The 19,167-nt window shown below is 48.8% G+C and carries 18 protein-coding genes; 5 read left to right on the forward strand and 13 right to left on the reverse strand.

Going from position 1 to position 19,167, the window contains the following annotated elements; translation table 11 throughout:
* Positions 1 to 2 precede the first annotated feature (2 nt).
* A complete protein-coding gene (locus CRO57_RS09360) occupies positions 3 to 932 on the reverse strand; it encodes a DMT family transporter (RefSeq protein ID WP_097152986.1) in 930 nt (309 codons plus the stop codon).
* Between the two features lie 153 nt (positions 933 to 1,085).
* Here CRO57_RS09360 and CRO57_RS09365 point away from each other — a divergent pair, with 153 nt between their 5' ends.
* Positions 1,086 to 2,033, forward strand: coding sequence for a DMT family transporter (locus tag CRO57_RS09365; RefSeq protein WP_141401211.1), 948 nt, complete (start codon positions 1,086 to 1,088; stop codon positions 2,031 to 2,033).
* Between the two features lie 34 nt (positions 2,034 to 2,067).
* Here the strand turns inward: CRO57_RS09365 and CRO57_RS09370 are convergent, their stop codons facing one another.
* Positions 2,068 to 2,304 carry an HP1242/YdcH family protein gene (locus CRO57_RS09370; RefSeq protein ID WP_097152988.1) on the reverse strand — a complete coding sequence of 79 codons (237 nt, stop codon included), beginning with the start codon at positions 2,302 to 2,304 and terminating at the stop codon, positions 2,068 to 2,070.
* Between the two features lie 134 nt (positions 2,305 to 2,438).
* Here CRO57_RS09370 and CRO57_RS25365 point away from each other — a divergent pair, with 134 nt between their 5' ends.
* Together CRO57_RS25365 and CRO57_RS09380 are read left to right on the forward strand one after the other, a co-directional pair.
* Positions 2,439 to 2,909, forward strand: a complete 471-nt coding sequence (locus tag CRO57_RS25365) for a GIY-YIG nuclease family protein (protein WP_170956007.1) — start codon at positions 2,439 to 2,441, stop codon at positions 2,907 to 2,909.
* 397 nt (positions 2,910 to 3,306) lie between these two features.
* The gene (locus CRO57_RS09380) at positions 3,307 to 5,019 is read left to right on the forward strand and encodes a methyl-accepting chemotaxis protein (RefSeq protein ID WP_097152990.1); all 1,713 of its coding nucleotides are present in this window, start codon (positions 3,307 to 3,309) and stop codon (positions 5,017 to 5,019) included.
* 296 nt (positions 5,020 to 5,315) lie between these two features.
* Here CRO57_RS09380 and CRO57_RS09390 read toward each other — a convergent pair whose 3' ends face one another.
* Both CRO57_RS09390 and CRO57_RS09395 read right to left on the reverse strand, forming a co-directional pair.
* Positions 5,316 to 6,857, reverse strand: coding sequence for a 2-isopropylmalate synthase (locus CRO57_RS09390; RefSeq protein ID WP_097152992.1), 1,542 nt, complete (start codon positions 6,855 to 6,857; stop codon positions 5,316 to 5,318).
* A gap of 364 nt (positions 6,858 to 7,221) precedes the next feature.
* Positions 7,222 to 7,893: a hypothetical protein gene (locus CRO57_RS09395; protein ID WP_097152993.1), complete on the reverse strand. Its 672-nt coding sequence runs from the start codon at positions 7,891 to 7,893 to the stop codon at positions 7,222 to 7,224.
* A gap of 122 nt (positions 7,894 to 8,015) precedes the next feature.
* On the opposite strand from CRO57_RS09395, the gene CRO57_RS09400 reads away from it, so the two are divergent.
* On the forward strand, positions 8,016 to 8,546 hold the full coding sequence (locus tag CRO57_RS09400; protein WP_097152994.1) for a hypothetical protein: 531 nt from the start codon (positions 8,016 to 8,018) through the stop codon (positions 8,544 to 8,546).
* Positions 8,547 to 8,629: 83 nt separating this feature from the next.
* Here CRO57_RS09400 and CRO57_RS09405 read toward each other — a convergent pair whose 3' ends face one another.
* The 6 genes from CRO57_RS09405 to miaA all read right to left on the reverse strand — a co-directional run bounded on the left by CRO57_RS09405 (position 8,630) and on the right by miaA (position 15,345).
* Positions 8,630 to 9,547: a PhzF family phenazine biosynthesis protein gene (locus CRO57_RS09405; protein ID WP_097152995.1), complete on the reverse strand. Its 918-nt coding sequence runs from the start codon at positions 9,545 to 9,547 to the stop codon at positions 8,630 to 8,632.
* Between the two features lie 242 nt (positions 9,548 to 9,789).
* Entirely contained in the window at positions 9,790 to 10,809 is a 1,020-nt protein-coding gene (gene ilvC / locus CRO57_RS09410) for a ketol-acid reductoisomerase (RefSeq protein ID WP_097152996.1), read from the reverse strand.
* Positions 10,810 to 10,979: 170 nt separating this feature from the next.
* Positions 10,980 to 11,735 carry a pyridoxine 5'-phosphate synthase gene (locus CRO57_RS09415; protein WP_097152997.1) on the reverse strand — a complete coding sequence of 252 codons (756 nt, stop codon included), beginning with the start codon at positions 11,733 to 11,735 and terminating at the stop codon, positions 10,980 to 10,982.
* 39 nt (positions 11,736 to 11,774) lie between these two features.
* On the reverse strand, positions 11,775 to 12,317 hold the full coding sequence (ilvN, locus tag CRO57_RS09420; protein WP_097152998.1) for an acetolactate synthase small subunit: 543 nt from the start codon (positions 12,315 to 12,317) through the stop codon (positions 11,775 to 11,777).
* Positions 12,318 to 12,356: 39 nt separating this feature from the next.
* On the reverse strand, positions 12,357 to 14,126 hold the full coding sequence (locus CRO57_RS09425) for an acetolactate synthase 3 large subunit (protein WP_244580042.1): 1,770 nt from the start codon (positions 14,124 to 14,126) through the stop codon (positions 12,357 to 12,359).
* Positions 14,127 to 14,394: 268 nt separating this feature from the next.
* Positions 14,395 to 15,345 (reverse strand): tRNA (adenosine(37)-N6)-dimethylallyltransferase MiaA, encoded by a 951-nt coding sequence (gene miaA / locus CRO57_RS09430; protein ID WP_342068276.1) that lies wholly within the window; start codon positions 15,343 to 15,345, stop codon positions 14,395 to 14,397.
* 71 nt (positions 15,346 to 15,416) lie between these two features.
* Here miaA and serB point away from each other — a divergent pair, with 71 nt between their 5' ends.
* Complete coding sequence (gene serB, locus CRO57_RS09435) at positions 15,417 to 16,310, forward strand: phosphoserine phosphatase SerB (RefSeq protein ID WP_097153000.1); 894 nt, start codon at positions 15,417 to 15,419, stop codon at positions 16,308 to 16,310.
* Positions 16,311 to 16,382: 72 nt separating this feature from the next.
* Here serB and CRO57_RS09440 read toward each other — a convergent pair whose 3' ends face one another.
* The 3 genes from CRO57_RS09440 to hflC all read right to left on the reverse strand — a co-directional run bounded on the left by CRO57_RS09440 (position 16,383) and on the right by hflC (position 19,166).
* Positions 16,383 to 17,894 (reverse strand): Do family serine endopeptidase, encoded by a 1,512-nt coding sequence (locus tag CRO57_RS09440; RefSeq protein ID WP_097153001.1) that lies wholly within the window; start codon positions 17,892 to 17,894, stop codon positions 16,383 to 16,385.
* 176 nt (positions 17,895 to 18,070) lie between these two features.
* The gene (locus CRO57_RS09445; protein ID WP_097153002.1) at positions 18,071 to 18,259 is read right to left on the reverse strand and encodes a DUF2065 domain-containing protein; all 189 of its coding nucleotides are present in this window, start codon (positions 18,257 to 18,259) and stop codon (positions 18,071 to 18,073) included.
* Positions 18,260 to 18,281: 22 nt separating this feature from the next.
* Entirely contained in the window at positions 18,282 to 19,166 is an 885-nt protein-coding gene (gene hflC / locus CRO57_RS09450) for a protease modulator HflC (protein ID WP_097153003.1), read from the reverse strand.
* Position 19,167: the final 1 nt, after the last annotated feature.

Genomic DNA, 19,167 nt, shown 5'->3' on the forward strand with positions numbered 1-19,167 from the left:
AACTAATGAGAACGAAGTGTTCTATCACTCCATTTCTGTTGCCCCAAACGGCGCTCTCGCAAAATGACAAATAGCCCTGCACTGACGACAATTGCACCACCGATCATAACGGCCAGACTGGGAAACTCGTCAAAAAACAGGATTCCAATCAACAGCGCCCAGATCATATTGAAATAATCAAAAGGTGCGAGCAGGGAAGCTTCGGCCAAACGAAACGCTTGGGTCATTGCAATTTGGGCAACCCCTCCAAAAATACCGGACAATACAAGCAGAGCAAAGGTTTGCAGATCCGGTAGAACCCAACCCCAATGAAGGCTGGCAAGTGCGAACACCGATGTCGCAACGAAAAAGTAGAAAATAATCGACGCATTCGTCTCTGTCTTCGTCATTCGGCGCACCAGAATGGAAGCAACGGACATCAAGAATGTCGCAATCATCGCGGCCATCACACCAAACAACGCATTCTCATCCTGACTGGCTCCAGCGTTGGAGCTCAGGCTTTCCTGCAAACGCGGATAGAGAATAACAAAGACACCGACAAAACCAATCGCCACCGCGCTCCAACGATAAATGCGAACGGTTTCTCCCAAAAAGATTGCAGCCAATGCAACCACCAGCAAAGGGGCGGCAAAAGAAATAGCCGTGGCTTCAGGCAATGGCAGATATTTAAGGGCCAAAAACCAGTTGAACATTGCTGCTGCCCCAACAAAAGAGCGAAAAACATGTCGCCAGGGATGCTGAGTTCGCACACAATCTGCCAGATTCCCCTGAAACAGGCTCATGACAAAGAGGGGCACCAACGCAAAGAAACAACGTGAGAAAACAATCTCACCAGTAGGAATCTCATCTGAGAGGATCTTGATAATGGCAATCATAATGGCGAACAGAAAGGTTGAAAATAATTTCAACCCGATACCGGCAAAGGAAGACATGTGATTGGAACTCTAAAGAGTGAGGGCTCTCTATACCGCCATGATTTGCCTAACATGACAAGCTTTTTCTCCTCTTGGGAAAATTCTCCATGACAGACTGGATTGGGAATGCCATAAACGACTATCCCTTCCTCACCTGTATTGGCCTCCCATATGATCCGCCACGCCCTTCAGGCATTCGATCAGAAGATTTCCGCACTTCCTGATGACACTCAGGGAGCACTCTTTTTGCTGCTCGCAACTTTATGCTTTGGCATTGCCACCGCTTTGATCAAATTGATCGGGCAGCGCCTACACGTCACGCAGATCATTGGCATACGTCAATTCGTCATCATTCTGGCCCTGACACCAGCCCTTTTCGCACTTAGACATCAAAGTTGGCGACTGAATAGGCCCAAGCTGCAGATTCTGCGATCTTCCTTGGCATTGATCGGTATTTTGGCGGGTTTCACGTCCGTGATCTATCTACCTCTTGCTATGGCAACCACCATTGGCTTTACACGCTCTTTCTTCGTTGTGCTGTTTGCTATCCTGATTTTGGGTGAAACCATCGGCTTGCGAAGAAGCCTTGCCATGGTCACCGGCTTTGCTGGTGTTCTGATAGTGGCCAACCCTGGTGAAAATTTCTCCATTTCACAGGAAGTACTCCTGGGTATCTTAGCCGCTGCTGCAGTTGCCATGAATGTGATTTTGATCCGTATTCAGTCTCGCAATGAAATCCCCGCCCTTATGGTCACTTATCAAGCATTGCTGGTTGGTTTGGCGCTGATCATCCCCATGATCTATTTCTGGATCCCACCGACCATGGAAGAACTGGCCATGATCGGAATTATCGGCCTTATGAGCGTAATCGCACAATGGGCAATGGTAAGAGGCTTCAAGGCAGGAGAAGCTGCTGCCATGGCACCACTGGACTATATGCGCCTTGTCTATGCCATTCTGTGGGGCTGGGTGTTGTTTGGCGAATGGCCAGAGCTGAATGTTTGGCTGGGCGCTGGTCTGATCTTTGCTTCAACTCTCTATATCATTCACAGAGATGCAAAACTGAACAAACAGAAACTACAAGACAACAAAAAATCAGCCTCCATTTCTGAAGGCTGATTCCCAATAAAACAACAAACCTTTATCTTGAAGATCAGGCATGCAACATGTTTGAAATCTGATCCAGAAGCATAAGACGCTTCTTCTTCTGATCTTCAAGATAAACATCAGAAGTCGGCTCAACTTCAGATTCGATACGATGGATCTCGCGGTTCACTTCATGATACTCGTCAGAGAGCTTGGCAAAATGCGCATCATTCACTTTGAGATCATGCAGTTTTTGCTCATACTCGGGGAATTCGTCGTGCAATTCGTGCGGTACATGAGACATGAAATCTTCTCCCTTGGATTATATAAACAAGTTTGCAATCATTCCTGCAATCACACCTTGAACCAGATCAAATCAACGCTCAAAACTGCATAATTCCCAATACTTTTATGCAGGTTTTCACCGCCTATTCATCCATGCCAAAACGACTTGATATAACCCTTCCTTCCCCTTCAGATCTCGGGTTCGACGAGCCCGATTTCACAGGATATTGGCGCAACAAATCACATTGTCCTGATAAATCGGGAAGCTATCTGGTTTGGATATATCTGAAACACAATACGCGCCTTGCAAAACCGACAAAGTGCATACTGTCACCTGGTTGGTATGTTTATGCGGGCAGCGCCAATGGTCCGGGGGGATTGCGTGCACGTCTGTCAAGACATCTCGCAAAAGACAAGTCCCGACGCTGGCATATCGATCAACTGACAACCAAAGCCACCCATCGCTATGGTTGGGCATGGATGAATGCTTGTGAGTGCGCTCTGATCACCCACTTGCAAGCTCTCCCAAACTTCCATCATCCTGTGTCCGGGTTTGGTAGCTCTGACTGCCAACAATGCCAGTCTCATCTACTAAAGTGGTCTGAACTCACCACCGAGACATAAATCCTCAACCGCAATGGCGTCTGCTTTCCACCCCTTACGGAGTTTATCTGAAATCTACGGTCCCATATATTCAACATCGCCATGTATCATATCCTTGCCAACCAGTTTGTTGGCTAAATCGCCCGGCTTAATCTGACGATATTTCTTTCCAAGAAAATTTCATGGATGCGAGTAGATGACATAACATGAGATAGAAAAATCGCACCACCTATGATTTAAAATACAACCAAAACAACCCAATAATATTGAAAATACATAGTAATTTCAAATTGAAAACAAATAAACAGGCATGATTAATATATTTTAAAAGATTACGCCTAAAATCAAATCAAGAGCAAAGACAATATTCATAATTTAGACGGCCGTTCGCCATTATGACAATATTGGGAGTCAGAAAATGAACGCACTGCAAAATATCAAGTTAACAACAAAAACGACGCTTCTAATCATTGTCTCAGTTTTATTCTCAATGGCGTCATTAGCAACAGTAACATGGTTTGAAATCAGCGATAAAGTGAAACAGGATGTTATCGCCAAACAGTCGCTAAGCATTCGTGTCGCCGCACAAATATTTGAAACTGCAATGGAAGGTCTCACAGTTTCCAGAAAAGCGAATGGCGAAATCGAAAAAATTGCCATGAGTAGCATACCAGAATTCACTTCACATGAACTGATAGACCGAGTAGGAAGCATCACCGGAGAAACAGCAACGGTCTTTGCGTGGGATGAGAAAACAAAAGATTTCTGGCGCAAAACAACTAACATCAAGAAAAACGATGGCAAACGTGCAATTGGCACCCCACTCGGCCAGAAAGGCGCCGTATATCCGGTTGTCACTGCGGGTAAAACCTTTGTTGGTGAGGCCGTTATTCTGGGCAAATCATATTACACGCTTTATCAGCCTATTTTCTCTGATGCCAATCAGCCAATCGGAATCCTCTATGTAGGGATCGAACGTCAGCAAGTGGAAGCAATCCTGAGCGAAATCACGACCGGTTTGGCTTTTTGGGCAACTCTTGTTGCCATAGTAATTCTGGCCCTTGCCCTTGTCGCAACACGCAAGATGATGGCCCCGTTGCCGGTCATGACCGGTATCCTCAATGCTATTGCCCAAGACAAGCCAACAGAAGGTATCCCCTATCAGGATCGCAAAGATGAAATTGGTGATATGGCTCACTCCATCCTGATCTTGAATGAACACAATGAACAGCGCCGTGATCTGGAAAGCCAGAAATCCGATACTGACAGACAGCGCGTGGAACGTGAAGACAAGCTGAAAACCATCATCTCGGAATTCGATAGCAATATTCAGTCAGTGCTCAATGTTACAGGCGAAAACTCGCAAACCATGGAGACCACGGCCCAAAAACTCAGTGAGATAGCAGAAAACACATCCGAACAGACCACAGACGCTGCAAATATCTCTCATGAAGCAGCCAGCAATGTTCAGGCTGTTGCCTCTGCTGCCGAAGAACTTGCGGCATCAATCGAAGAGATTTCTCGCCAGCTTGGACAAACCCAAGCCGTTGTTTCCACGACAACTGATGAAGCCAGACAAACCAATGAAAAAGTGGCAAGCCTTGATGTGGCGGCCCAGAAAATTGGTGAAGTCGTCAATCTGATTCAAGATATCGCCGAACAGACCAATTTGCTTGCTCTTAATGCGACCATCGAAGCAGCTCGGGCCGGTGAAATGGGCAAGGGTTTCGCCGTCGTAGCTGCTGAAGTAAAGGAATTGGCAAACCAGACATCCAAGGCAACGGAAGAAATTTCCAATCAGGTTACCGATATTCAAACCTCATCCAAGGATGCTGTTTCGGCGATCGCCAAAATCACCGAGACCATGAACGAGGTAAACGATTATACCAACTCAATTGCCGCTGCTGTCGAGCAGCAAGGGTCCGCAACAATCGAAATCAGCAGCAATGTTCAACAGGCTTCGGAAGGCACATCCCTCGTAACCCAGAGAATGGAAACAGTGAACGGTTCAGTGACCGATACACATCAATCAGCCAATCAGGTCCTTTCCGCTTCAAGATCCTCAGCTGAGCAAAATCAGCTACTGGGTTCAAAAATCGAACAATTCCTGAAGGAAATACAGGCAGCCTGACTTATTTCCCTTTCAATCGAAACATGCAAGGGCGCTTTCATTCATTGAAAGCGCCCTTTCTGATTTACAATCATCTCATGATTCCTGATTGTAAAATTTTCCAGAAAATTCAGCTTCATCACTCAACAATCAATTATATCGCCAAACCGTCGGCCAACGACACCTGTTTGACGAGCACTAAATCCTTCACCATTCATTTCGAGATCAGGGATTGAGATCACATCATCTTGATCCCCTAAACACAAAAGGGAGGTCAGAAGACCTCCCTCAATTCGCTTCGTCGCAAGCAAATTCACTTAAACTGTCAGCTCATCGGCTGGCATGTTTTTCTCGCGTCGGGTCACCAATTTGTTCAGCGCAGAGACATAAGCCTTGGCTGAGGCAACCATGGTGTCGGTGTCCGCAGAGCGCCCTGTAACGGTCTTGCCATTTTCAGTCAAACGAGTGGACACTTCAGCCTGTGCGTCAGTTCCCTCCGTCACAGCACTTACCTGATACAGCTGCAAAGTCGCTTCGTGCGGGAAGATCTGCTTGATCGCATTGAAGGTGGCATCAACCGGGCCATCGCCCGTTGCTTCCTTGGTAATATGCTCACCATCCATATCCAATGTCACAATTGCTTTCTGCAGGCCACCGGTGCCCGCAATCACGGTCAACGCAATCACTTTCACTGTTTCAGAAGCACCCGAGACTTCGTCATCAACCAAGGCTTCGATATCTTCGTCAAAGATATGTTTCTTGCGGTCAGCCAAATCCTTGAAGCGATTGAATGCATCCTGCAAGGCATTGTCGCCCAGCTCATAACCCAATTCCGCCAACTTATCACGGAAGGCATGACGACCAGAATGCTTACCCATCACCAAATCGGTACCACCTACGCCTACATCTTCCGGCTTCATGATTTCATAGGTTTCAGCATTCTTCAGCATGCCATCCTGATGAATGCCTGATTCATGAGCAAAGGCATTCTTACCGACAATCGCCTTGTTATATTGAACCGGAAAAGCGGAAACCGCAGAGACCAGCTTGGAAGCGCGGGTCAACAAACGGCTATTGATATTGGTTTCATATGGGAAGATGTCATTACGGGTACGGATCGCCATGACGATCTCTTCCAGGGCCGCATTACCGGCACGCTCGCCCAAACCATTGATGGTACATTCAATCTGACGCGCACCACCCTTTGCAGCTGCCAGCGAGTTGGCAACCGCCATGCCCAAATCATTGTGACAGTGAGCGGAGAAAATGGCTTTGTCAGAGTTCGGTACATTCTCGATCACGCGGCGGAACAATTCGGTAATTTCCTCAGGGGCTGTATAACCGACAGTATCAGGGATATTGATAGTGGTGGCACCCGCATTGATCGCAGCTTCCACGCAACGGCACAAGAAATCGAATTCGGTACGAGTGCCGTCTTCAGCAGACCATTCCACATCATCAACCCAGTTGCGCGCACGAGTGACCGACTCGATCACCTTCTCATAAACACGATCCGGCTCCATCTGCAATTTGAACTTCATATGCACTGGGCTGGTGGAAATGAAGGTATGGATCCGGCCTTTTTCAGCATGCTTGATCGCTTCACCAGCGCGATCAATATCTTTGGAACCAGCACGAGACAAACCACAAACAGTGGAATTCTTCACCACCTTTGCAATCTCTGAGACCGCTTCAAAGTCACCGTTGGAGGCAATCGGAAAGCCCGCTTCGATTACGTCAACACCCATCTCGTCCAGCAACTGCGCGACTTGGATTTTTTCTTCCAACGTCATGGAAGCACCAGGAGACTGTTCCCCATCGCGCAAGGTGGTATCGAAAATTACAATATTGTCAGTCATCGGATTGTTCCCAAAAATTGGACTGGGCCTGGCCTTATCTCATCCGCCAGATCCCTCAGTCCCAAAAAGTCCTGTCAGGTCTGTGATGTTTTATCCCCTAAGTACCCGCATGCCGGCCGAGGCCGATGCCTGTCGGTGCTCAGGGGCAAATAAGTAGGAGTAGGCCAGATAGTGGACGTGCGGACGCTATGGGAGCTTTTGGCTCAACCATGGAAATTTGACCAATTGTGCTCTTTGGAGCGGTCATGAATGCGTCCCACGTCTCTATGGGAGGTAATATACCGTCCCTCATAGTCTGATAGCAAAAGTCTTAACGGATCGAAAACATCCCGGCAAGTGTGTTTTTTGAAATTTTCAGCACCTTTTAGCGAACCGTGACTAGCAAATGGTCGCAAAATGCACCCGGAACAGTCCAAACCATACGGCAAGCCTCATTCTCACACAATTCCAGTGCCTCAGCCATGGATGCCTGTGCCAATGCAAAAAACTCATAATACTGATTATCAGGAACCAATATATCCAGAGCTTTGGCCAGTTCTCGCAAATATCCCTGATGATCCCCTGCCATGAACAGCTTCCATGGTTCATCCACCAGAATTATATCTATGGTCAATCCTGAAGCCCCCAACTCCTGCTGAACCCGTTGGAACAAGTCTTTCGTCGCCGCTTGTGTGCTGGAAGCAACAATCACAACGGCACAGCGCCCTTGTGGATTTTGGGCGTGAGCATGAGAGAGAAAAGCTTTGGCCAAGAAATGATCACTCCGCCCGGCATCTTCCCCACGACGCGCCAACTCATCTGCCACCGGACCCAGGGTAGAGCAAGTACAGATCAAACTGTCCCCTTGTGCTTTTGCGTCCACCATTGCTTCTTCAATTGCAGCCCAGACTTGCGCATTCTCGACGCTTGCCTCAGTAGCTTTCTTCAATAGATCAGCCCGCACAATATGACGCGCAGGCGGTAAATCACGCTTTTGCAGCTCTTTGGAAAACAAATCAGCATTGGACTGAGCGGTATGAAAGAAAACAAGGCTCATGACTATTCCCAGACTAGAGCGAGAGGAAAAGACAGCTTCGCCACAAAATCATCCAAAAGCAATGGCTCAATGCGGATGCAACTATTCCATTGATCAATTTGCCCCAATGAATGAGACATGAAATGCAGATTTTCAGTTTATCCCTCTCCCGGATGACCAAGCTATTTTCATTAAAACAAGGCATCACCATTGCAACTGCAATCTTCGGTACGATGATCATTTCACTGGTGCATGTATCTTCCGCTCAGGCCTTGTCCTTTGCCCCCGGCACCGAGTTTCTGCCTTATAAAAACCAGCGCGCTTGTTTGCGCAATGGCGGCAATTTTCTTCGCTGGAATGGAGAGACATATTGTACGCGCGCCAAGAAACGTCCTGTTCCCCGGCCAAAGATTTCGTCTTACCGCTCCTGTGTTAAAGCGGGTGGAAAAATTGTCAAAGCCAGACCGCGTATCTGTCTTTGGAAAGGTCGCTATTTCCCTCAGAATGTTGCCAAGCCCAAAAGGGACTCCAAACCGATCATCATTCGCAATTTTCGCGAATGCGCCTCCTATGGTGGACGTGTCAAGAAATCCAAACCACCACGCTGCATAATCCTGGGTCGTACATACCATAAACAGGGTAAGTACAGAATTCAGCCCATCAAAACTTACTGAGAGAGCGCTGATTTATGCAAACAACAAAGGCGCAAGAACTCATCTTGCGCCTTCTCATATCCAACCTCTGAGATTCTATCACCTCATAGATACAATTCTCCACGACCAACGACAATGGCACGACCACCAATCCGCTCTCGCACCATCACACCGTTATCAACATCCAGCTCGAGCTGAATGATTGAAGGGCGTCCCATTTCAAAACCCTGTTCAATCACATAGTGGTGACTACCTTGCCCCGGCTTGTCGAAGTGAAAAATCACACCAGCAAAGGCCGCGGCAGCCGAGCCGGTCGCCGCATCTTCAACAATGCCCATGCTCGGACCAAACATGCGTGCATGAAAATCACTGTCATGGCGCTGTGTCTCACGTGTATACAGATAGGCATTATTGTGAGCATGGTTGCCAAAAGCCACATTCCAAGAGGCCGCAACAGGCGCTGCTCGCTTCATGGCGTCCAGATCTTTCAAAGGAACCATGGCAAAAGGCACACCAGCGCTATAAGCTGTTGGCACATGATTTTCAAAGCCAATATCGGTAATATGAAGCCCCAAAGCTGCCGCAATCTCATCCTTGCTTCCCAACGCCGCCGAATAAGGTTCAGACAGCTTTGGAACATCAAAAAAGGCCTCACCCTGTCGCTTGCCGATCAGCTTCACACCGGCACGAACAAGACCGACCTGTTCCTCCAGCAAGATCATGCAATCCTGCTCATCCTTGCAGTCAGGGAATCGCTCCAGCCCAAGCAATACCGACGTACCGACAGTCGGATGCCCTGCAAACGGCAACTCTGAGGTAGGTGTGAAGATACGCAAAGCAGCACTATGTGTCGGGTTTTGCGCAGGATACACAAAAACGGTTTCAGACAAATTGAACTCAGCAGCAATAGCTCGCATGCGTTCATCCGACAGACCCTCACTGTCCAATACCACCGCAAGCGGATTGCCAGACAGACCTTCATCGGTAAATACATCCAAAATGACATAGCGCCGCTCAGTCATCCTTGCCTCCAGTAATACAAACTCAAAATTGTCAGAAAATTCAATATCAACGATCGGATTCGACAGAAATCCCGACCAGCTTCCCAGAAATCAATCCGGATGTCACCCGCCCGGCACATGGAAATCGATAAAATGCCACTCAATACATGCATCAAGCTGCAACAGGGATAGCAAAGCCTTAACAAACAGAAAAAGCCCCGGTCACAAGACCGAGGCTCATAAATCTCAAAGAAAAGAAAAACTTAGTTCTTGTCTTTGTCCACCAGAGCTTTTTCCTTGATCCAAGGCATCATATCACGCAGCTTGCCACCAACATCTTCAATTGGATGGGCCGCATTGCGCGCGCGAACAGCTTTAAAGGAAGCCTGATTGACCTTGTTTTCCAGCATCCAGTTGCGAACAAAAGTGCCGTCCTGAATGTCGGTCAATACACGCTTCATCTCAGCTTTGGTTTCTGGGGTGATGATGCGTGGACCAGTGACATACTCACCATATTCCGCAGTATTGGAAATAGAGTAGTTCATGTTGGCGATACCGCCTTCATACATCAGATCAACGATCAGCTTCAGCTCGTGCAAGCACTCGAAATAGGCCATTTCTGGTGCATAACCAGCTTCGGTCAGAGTTTCAAAACCAGCGCGAACCAGTTCAACAGCACCACCGCAAAGAACAGCCTGCTCACCAAACAGATCGGTTTCACACTCTTCTTTGAAAGAGGTTTCGATCACGCCAGCTTTACCACCACCGTTCGCAGAAGCATAAGACAGGGACAGATCATGTGCATTGCCAGTCGCATCCTGAGCAATCGCGATCAGGGTAGGAACACCACCACCACGCAGATATTCACCGCGAACGGTGTGGCCAGGGCCCTTGGGAGCAACCATGGCAACATCGAGGTCAGCGCGAGGCTCGATCAGATTGAAATGCACGTTCAAACCATGAGCGAAGAGAAGAAGAGCATTCTCTTTCATGTTGCCATGCAAAGATTCGTAATAGATGTCAGCCTGCAGCTCATCCGGGGTCAGCATCATGACAACGTCAGCCCACTTTGCTGCATCGGCAACGGTCATCACTTTCAGGCCTTCGCCTTCAGCTTTCTTGGCAGTTGCGGAGCCTTCACGCAGAGCGATCGCCAGGTTGGCAACGCCAGAGTCACGCAGGTTCAGAGCGTGAGCGTGGCCCTGAGAGCCATAACCAACAATAGCAACATTCTTGCCTTTGATCAGATTGATATCTGCATCGCGATCGTAATATACGCGCATTATCTTTTCCTTTTCCCTTGGCGTCAGGTCACAAAATTACCCAATCGGCCATTCAATTGGTCGAAACCGCAAAGTCTGGACTTGGAGCTAAAGAAAGCAAGCCCCAAGGTCAAGACCAAATTTGTGTCATTGTCTGCCAAAATCGGCTGTAACAGCCACTTGGCGAGGTGTTACTCGTCAATTTCCCCCATGGCAGCCTGAAAACGCTTCACGCTCCCAACAAATCCATGGATCAGGGCATCCGCTGTAAAGCCGTGCCCGATGGAAACCTCATTGATGAATGGTGCCCGTTCTATCAGAGCAGGAAGATTATCTGGTGTCAGATCATGCCCTGCATTCACACCAAGGCCAGCTTCACGAGCTGCCACGGCCGTTGTCACGACATCATCCAGACAAACTTTTTCCTTGATCGGATCATCATAACAACCACCATATGGACCGGTATAAATCTCAATCCGGTCAGCCCCCACTCTGGCGGCTTTGGCCGGTTGTGCTGGGTCAGCATCCACAAAGAGGGACACACGAATGCCAGCGCGTTTCACGCGCGCAATAACATTCTTGAGCAAAGCCTCATTGGCTTCAAAATCCCAACCATGATCAGAAGTGCTCTGCATCGGGTCATCCGGCACAAACAGAACCTGATCAGGTTTGATCTCTTCATTCAAAGCCAGAAAGACCTCATCAGGATAGCCCTCAAGACAAAGTTCCTTCCCCGGAAACTCCTCACGGATCATGGTGATCAGATCACGGGAATCCTGACGGCGAATATGCCGTTCATCAGGACGAGGATGCACGGTAATGCCCTTTGCTCCTGCTTCAAGTGCTATTCGCGCCATGCCGACAACACTGGGCCAAGGCAGATCGCGACGATTTCGCAGCATCGCGACCGCATTCACGTTTACACTAAGACGAGTCTGCATTTGCATCCCCTCCTGACAGGATTGATCCGATCAAACCACAGATAATCAGGTTTTATCGGCGCCGCGCCGCAAAGCAACCACACCAGTGCGGCATACTTCAACAAGCCCCAGAGGTTCCATGATTTTGATGAATTGTTCAATCTTGTTTTGTCGCCCGGTCAGCTCAAAAACAAAATGATCAGTCGTTGCATCGATCACGGTTGCCCGGAAGGCATCCGCCAAGCGTAAGGCTTCCACGCGTTTGTCGCCTGTGCTGGCCACTTTGACCAACGCCAATTCACGCTCCAACGGCTTATGGCCATTGGCCGTCAAATCCACAACTTCATGCACCGGAACCAGTCGGCCCAGCTGAGAGCGGATCTGCTGCAGTACCTGGGGAGTAGCCGTTGTCACGATAGTGATGCGCGACAGATGATCTTCGTGCGATGTTTCGGACACCGTCAAAGAATCGATATTATAACCACGACCGGAAAACAGACCGATCACGCGAGCCAGAACACCTGGCTCGTTATCCACCAACAGCGACAGCGTATGCGTTTCCTGAACAGTAGAGACTTCTTCAATGAAATAGGCAGAACCTTGTTGCATCTGCTTCTTCCTTCTTAATTTGTCATTGTCGGGATCAGATCAAACCAGCTTTTTGCCGGCATCGCCAATCGCAGTTGCAATTTTGTCTTCGTCTTCTGCTTCATCAGACATCAGCATATCGTTATGGGCACGACCTGATGGAATCATCGGGAAGCAGTTGGCCAGTTTCGCTACACGACAGTCGAAAATAACAGGACCGTCATAGTCAATCATCTCATCAATCGCTGCATCCAGCTCACTCGGTTTGTCGCATACAATGCCTTTCGCACCATAGGCTTCGGCCAGTTTGACAAAATCAGGCAGGGCTTCGACATAGGAATTGGACAGACGGTTACCATGGAGCAATTGCTGCCACTGACGCACCATGCCCATATATTCGTTATTCAGGATCATAACCTTGACTGGCAGACCATATTGAATGGCTGTCGACAATTCCTGAATATTCATCTGAATGGAAGCATCACCCGCAATATCAATCACCAACGCATCAGGATGAGCTGCCTGAACACCAACCGCGGCAGGGAAACCATAGCCCATGGTGCCAAGACCACCAGATGTCATCCAACGGTTCGGATCTTCAAACTGCAGATATTGGGCAGCCCACATCTGATGCTGGCCAACCTCGGTAGTGATATAGGTATTCTTTCCTTTGATCTTCTCATTCAAGCGTTGCAAGGCATATTGCGGCATTATGATATCGTCGTTCGGGCGATAAGCCAGACAGTCGCGCTTGCGCCAGATCTTGATCTGCTCCCACCAGTCAGCCTGCGCCTGTTTGTCTGGCGTCTTGCCAGAGGCTCGCCAAACACGAACCATGTCTTCCAGAATATGGCCTACATCACCAACGATTGGCAGGTCCACACGAACAATCTTGTTGATCGAGGATGGATCAATATCAATATGGATCTTTTTTGAATTTGGTGAGAAGGCATCCAGACGGCCGGTGATACGATCATCAAAACGTGCACCGATACACAACATGACATCACAATCATGCATCGCCATGTTCGCTTCATAAGTGCCGTGCATACCCAACATGCCGAGCCATTCGTCACCAGTGCCAGGATAAGCACCAAGCCCCATCAGAGTTGAAGTGATCGGGGCGCCGGTCAAGGCAACCAGTTCACGCAGCATTTGGCAGGCTTCCGGACCAGAATTGATCACACCGCCACCGGAATAAATGATCGGCTTCTTGGACTCCATAAGCATATCCACTGCGGAACGAATGCTATCCAGATCACCCTTTACCTGAGGATGGTAGGTCTTGTGACTGACATTTGTTGGCCCATGATAGGTACCTTCCGCAAACTGAACATCCTTTGGAATATCAATTACTACAGGACCTGGACGGCCGGAACGAGCGACATAGAATGCCTCATGCAGAACACGGGACAATTCCTCGACATTGCGAACCAGATAATTGTGTTTGGTGCAAGGACGGGTAATCCCGGATGTATCACATTCCTGAAACGCATCCGAGCCAATCAAAGCAGTCGGAACCTGACCGGTAATGCAGACCAGAGGAATGGAATCAAGCAATGCGTCAGCAAGGGCGGTTACAGCATTTGTCGCACCAGGACCAGAAGTCACCAGCATCACGCCAACCTTGCCAGTTGAGCGCGCATATCCCTCAGCGGCATGGCCTGCACCCTGCTCGTGGCGCACCAGAATATGCTGTAGCTCGTCTTGTTGGAAAATCTCATCATAAATCGGGAGAACAGCCCCACCGGGATAGCCAAAGACATGGTCAACACCCTGATCTTTCAGAGCTTGAATAACCATTTCAGCGCCTGTCATCTGCCGTGTCATTTATTCCATTCCTCAAAACTGCCAACAGTCCACATGTCTTATCATTCTTGCGCCAATAAAAAAGGGCCCGTCAGAGGCCCTAGATGCGCACTACTATTTGCAATGGTTACCCAACCATCACAGCAGCGCGCCTACTCACTAGAATGACAAGAATATTTCGCATAATCGACTTTTCGTTTCCATTCATTTCGCGAAGCAACCTAATGAGCTTCAAATAATTCGTCAAGTCATAAAGCCGTGGTTTTTAACGATTAGACCAGACTTTAGGCTAATTTCCACGTCTATTTTGCTGCATCCGCGCTTCAAAATGAGCAAATGCAGCATTTGCGGTCTCAAACACCGGCCAATCACCCATCTGGTTGCGGATCCAGGTCATCTGCCGCTTGGCATAGCGCCGAGTATCACGCTTGCATAAAGTGATGGCTTCATCAAGCGTCATCTTACCTTTGCTATGGTTTGAGAGATGTTCCACCCCGATTGCCTTCATGGCTGGCAGGATTGGATCAATTCCGAGCGCGCACATATGATTGGCCTCATCGATACCTCCCAGTTCAACCATTTGATCAAACCGATCCTCAATTTTTTTGTATACCACTTCACGAGGAGGACAGAGGACCAGCCGCCACGCATCTTGTACAACATTTACATCATGGCGCATGGCACTTTGCGCCTGCCAATAGAGCAAGGACTTTCCCGTTGCGTCATAGATTTCCAATGCACGCAAGATGCGCTGTGTGTCGCCAGGCTTTAATATTGCAGCCATGTCCGGATCTCGCTCGGTCAACAACTCATGCAAGGCTTCGGCTTCGCCCAGCCGTTCCTGTTCTACTTTCCAATATTCTCGGATCTCGGCAGGCACATCCGGCATATCATTCAAACCTTGCAACAGGGCCTTGAAATACAGTCCTGTCCCTCCGACCAAAATAGGACATCGACCTGAGGTACGAATATCCTTGATCTGCGCCACCGCATCATCCAGCCAACGCCCCACAGAAAAACGCTCACCTGGATCTACATACCCATAGAGCCGGTGCTCAACACCCGACATTTCCTCTTCGAACGGACGTGCAGACAGGATCTGCAAACCGTCATAGATCTGCATACTATCAGCGTTGACAATCACCCCATCAACCATTTGCGCAATCCTCAACGCCAAAGAAGACTTGCCGCTGGCGGTCGGTCCCGCTATCAACACAGCATCAGGGATGGAGTGGGTCATCATTTTCGTCCATTTGCCAAATCAATCAACCAGGCCAGATGCCTATGGCATTCTGAGCATTGCGGGGTTCCATGTCTTTTGTTCTGACCGCCATCAGCGCACCAGCCAGACCAGTCATCACATCCGATCTTGTGGCCAAAATTCAGTCACTCATCAAGGTGGATCACACAATTTCCTGGCTTATGCAGGATGTAGCAGTTGATTTTATCATTCCAGAACACCCTGACTTTGCCAATTTGCAGGCGGAAGTCAAAATTGCCCTTGCTCGGACTCCGGTCGATTTGACACTGCAACCGATTGACGGGCGCCGCAAACAGCTGCTGCTGGCTGATATGGATTCAACCATGATCCAACAGGAATGCATTGATGAGCTTGCTGATGAAGTTGGCCTGAAAGATAGTGTCTCCTCTATCACCGCTCGTGCCATGCGTGGAGAAATCGATTTTGAGCCAGCCTTGAAAGAGCGCGTAGCCCTTCTCAAAGGTCTGGATCTGTCCGTAGTCGACAAGCTGTTTGAAAACCGTATCACCTACACGCCAGGTGGCAAGACCTTGATCCAGACCATGAAGGCCAATGGCGCTTATTGCGCATTGGTTTCTGGTGGTTTCACTCACTTCACTTGCCGTGTACGAGCAGAACTCGGTTTTGATGAAGATCGCGCCAATCTGCTAATTGAGGAAAATGGGACACTCTCCGGTGAAGTTGGCATGCCGATCCTTGGCAAGGACGCAAAGCGGCAACGCCTTCATGAATTGGCGAAAGAGCTCAATCTCGATCTGAATCAGTCAATGGCCGTCGGTGACGGTGCCAACGATTTGGCGATGATTGAAGACGCTGGAGCCGGAGTGGCCTTGCATGCCAAACCAGCTGTCGCTGCTCAAGCTCGCTTCGTCATCGATCATGGCGATCTGACCGGGTTGCTATTCCTACAGGGATATAAAGCCGAAGAGTTCGTCACCAACTGATAGAGCGAAAGATTCAACTCGGACCTAAAAAGGGGCTAATCGGCCCCTTTTCTTTTATCCATGTCCAGATATCTATTCCTTTGGCAATCGAAGTGGGACGAACACCAACTCCCCACCATCAGGTCGCGCCAGCAAGAAGAGAATTGTCTGCTTACCTTCACTTTTGTGGGCTTGAACCCGCTTGGCCACATCTTCTGGTGTAGAGACGATTTCCTGATCCATCTCCACGATTACCATGCCAGCAGCTATGCCCTTTTCAGCAGCCTGACTACCTGGTTCCACAGCTTCCACCACAACCCCTTCAACGGTTGCTCCAAGACCGTGTTTCTTACGCTCTGCCTCCGTAAGAGATGTCAAACTCATTCCCAATAGTATGGGACTGGATTGTTCTTTTCTGCTCAACCTCTGCAAATCTTCACTCGCTTCAAGATGGCCGATTTTAACAGTCAAAGTCTGCCTCTTGCCCTTGCGAATGATGACAACTTTAACCTTGCGACCGATCTTGGTGTCCGCAACCATACGGGTCAGATCCCGAATGGTATCAATGTCACGCCCGTCAAAGCCAATCACAACATCACCTGGACGAATTTGGGCAGCATAAGCTGGTCCTTCTTCGTTCACCCAGGACACCAATGCTCCACGCACTTCATCAAGCCCCAACCCTTCAGCAAGATCTTCTGTTACCTGTTGAATGCGAATACCAAGCCAACCACGACGCGTCTCACCATATTCCTTCAATTGATCCAGAACATGCTGGGCAATCTCGGAAGGAATGGCAAAACCAAGGCCAATTGACCCACCAGTAGGTGAAATAATCGCGGTATTGATACCGACTACATTGCCATGCATATCAAACAATGGACCACCACTATTGCCTCTATTGATCGCAGCATCCGTTTGAATGAAATTGTCATAAGGTCCGGAATTGATATCGCGGTTACGGGCAGACACAATTCCGATGGTAACAGAACCACCCAACCCAAAAGGGTTACCAATGGCCATAACCCAATCCCCTACCCGCATGGTCTCCGACGGTCCAAATTTGACAGTTGGCAGAGGCTTGTCGCTATCTACTTTCAAAATGGCCAGATCGGTCTTGCTATCACGCCCCAGAATCCTGGCAATGAGCTGTTTGCCATCTGAAAACTTGACCGAAATTTCATCAGCATCAGAGATGACGTGATTATTGGTCACAATCAAACCGGACGGATCAATCACAAAACCCGAACCAAGAGATTGAACCTTTTGTTTGCGCTTTTTTGTAGCTCCATCTTTTTCAAAAAAATCTTCGAAAAATTCTTGGAACGGAGATCCTTCCGGCACTTGGGGGATAGGAATACCACGCCGTGTTTCGACCACTTGCGTGGTCGAGATATTGACCACAGCTCCCATCAACTGATCAGCCAGATCGGCCACCGATTTCGGTCCGCGCGCAGTCTCATGAGCATCAACGGCCGGAGCAACAAATACAGCGCCAAGAAAACCAAGTCCGATAGCAGCAATGGTGGTTCTCGCCCAACGTGCGAGCCAAAGAGCTTTCTTGTCCACCGAACGATTGTGATCGATATCGCAGCTGCTTCTCATAGACTTAATATCCTATATTACCTTCACCCTATCGTGTCATGTCTGAATGACAGAAAAAAGGTCAGTCAACTCAAATCCCGATCAAACCCACGTCAAATAATGGGCATTTCGCAAGGTCAAAGCTTGAACCATCACGCAAAAAGGCCTGCAGCTCATTTAAGCCGCAGGCCCCATTTTTATGAAGATCGGATCAGCCAGACAATCACAACTCCCAACGCCATGGCGATCACACCTCCAAGACGCAGATTGGAAGAAGGGATGGTCAACATCTCGACCATCATCCTCTTCATTGAGTCTGGAGCAATTGCATAAATCAATCCCTCCAGAACCAATACCAGCCCGATTGCCAGGCCCAGCTCAGTCATCAAAGCCTATCCTTTGCTGACCTTACTGCGCCGCAGGAGCAGATTGTTTTTGCGCGCCGCCAAAGAAGTCAAAGAATTCACCCTCTGGAGACAGAACCAGACGGGTATCTCCTTTTGCGAGGCTGCGTTCATATGCCTGCATGGTACGGTAAAACTCAAAGAAACTTGCATTTTTACCATAGGCAGCGGAGAAAATAGCATTCCGTTCCGCATCGCCTTCACCTCGAGTGATTTCAGAGTCACGCTTGGCATTTGCGATGATCACAGTCGCATCGCGATCAGCACGAGACCGGATTTGACGAGCAACTTTCTCACCATCGGCACGAATACCATTGGCTTCCTGCTGACGCTCTGTCTGCATCTGGCGATAAACAGCATCGGAGTTCTCGCGAGGCAGATCAGCACGACGAATACGATAATCGACCAGCTCAACACCCAGACGTTTGGTCTTGATGTTGACCGAGTCACGAATCGCTTCCACCAATTGATCACGCTTGTCACGAACAATATCACGGAAATCCAGATCAGCCGCACCATCACGCAAAGACGAATCCATGAAGCCGTTCAACTGACCTTCGAGGTTGATCAGGGTTTTGGCTTTCTGTTTGAACAGGATTGGATCTGTAATCTTGTAGCGAGCGAAGGAATCGATCACCAGACGCTTTTTGTCGGAGGCAATAACCTCACGTTCGGACTGTTCCAGATAACGCGCCCGCTTATCAAGATATTCCACGCGTTGAATGAACGGTATCTTGAAATACACACCCGCATCAGCAACCGCTTTTTCAATACGGCCAAACTGGGTGATCACAGCCTGCTCCATTGGATAAACAATAAAGACAGACATATAAACGCCAATCGCAACAAGACCGGCAACAAAAAGACTGAAAATAGCTTTACCAGACATG

Source organism: Cohaesibacter gelatinilyticus (assembly GCF_900215605.1).
In the GTDB taxonomy this organism is placed as follows: domain Bacteria; phylum Pseudomonadota; class Alphaproteobacteria; order Rhizobiales; family Cohaesibacteraceae; genus Cohaesibacter; species Cohaesibacter gelatinilyticus.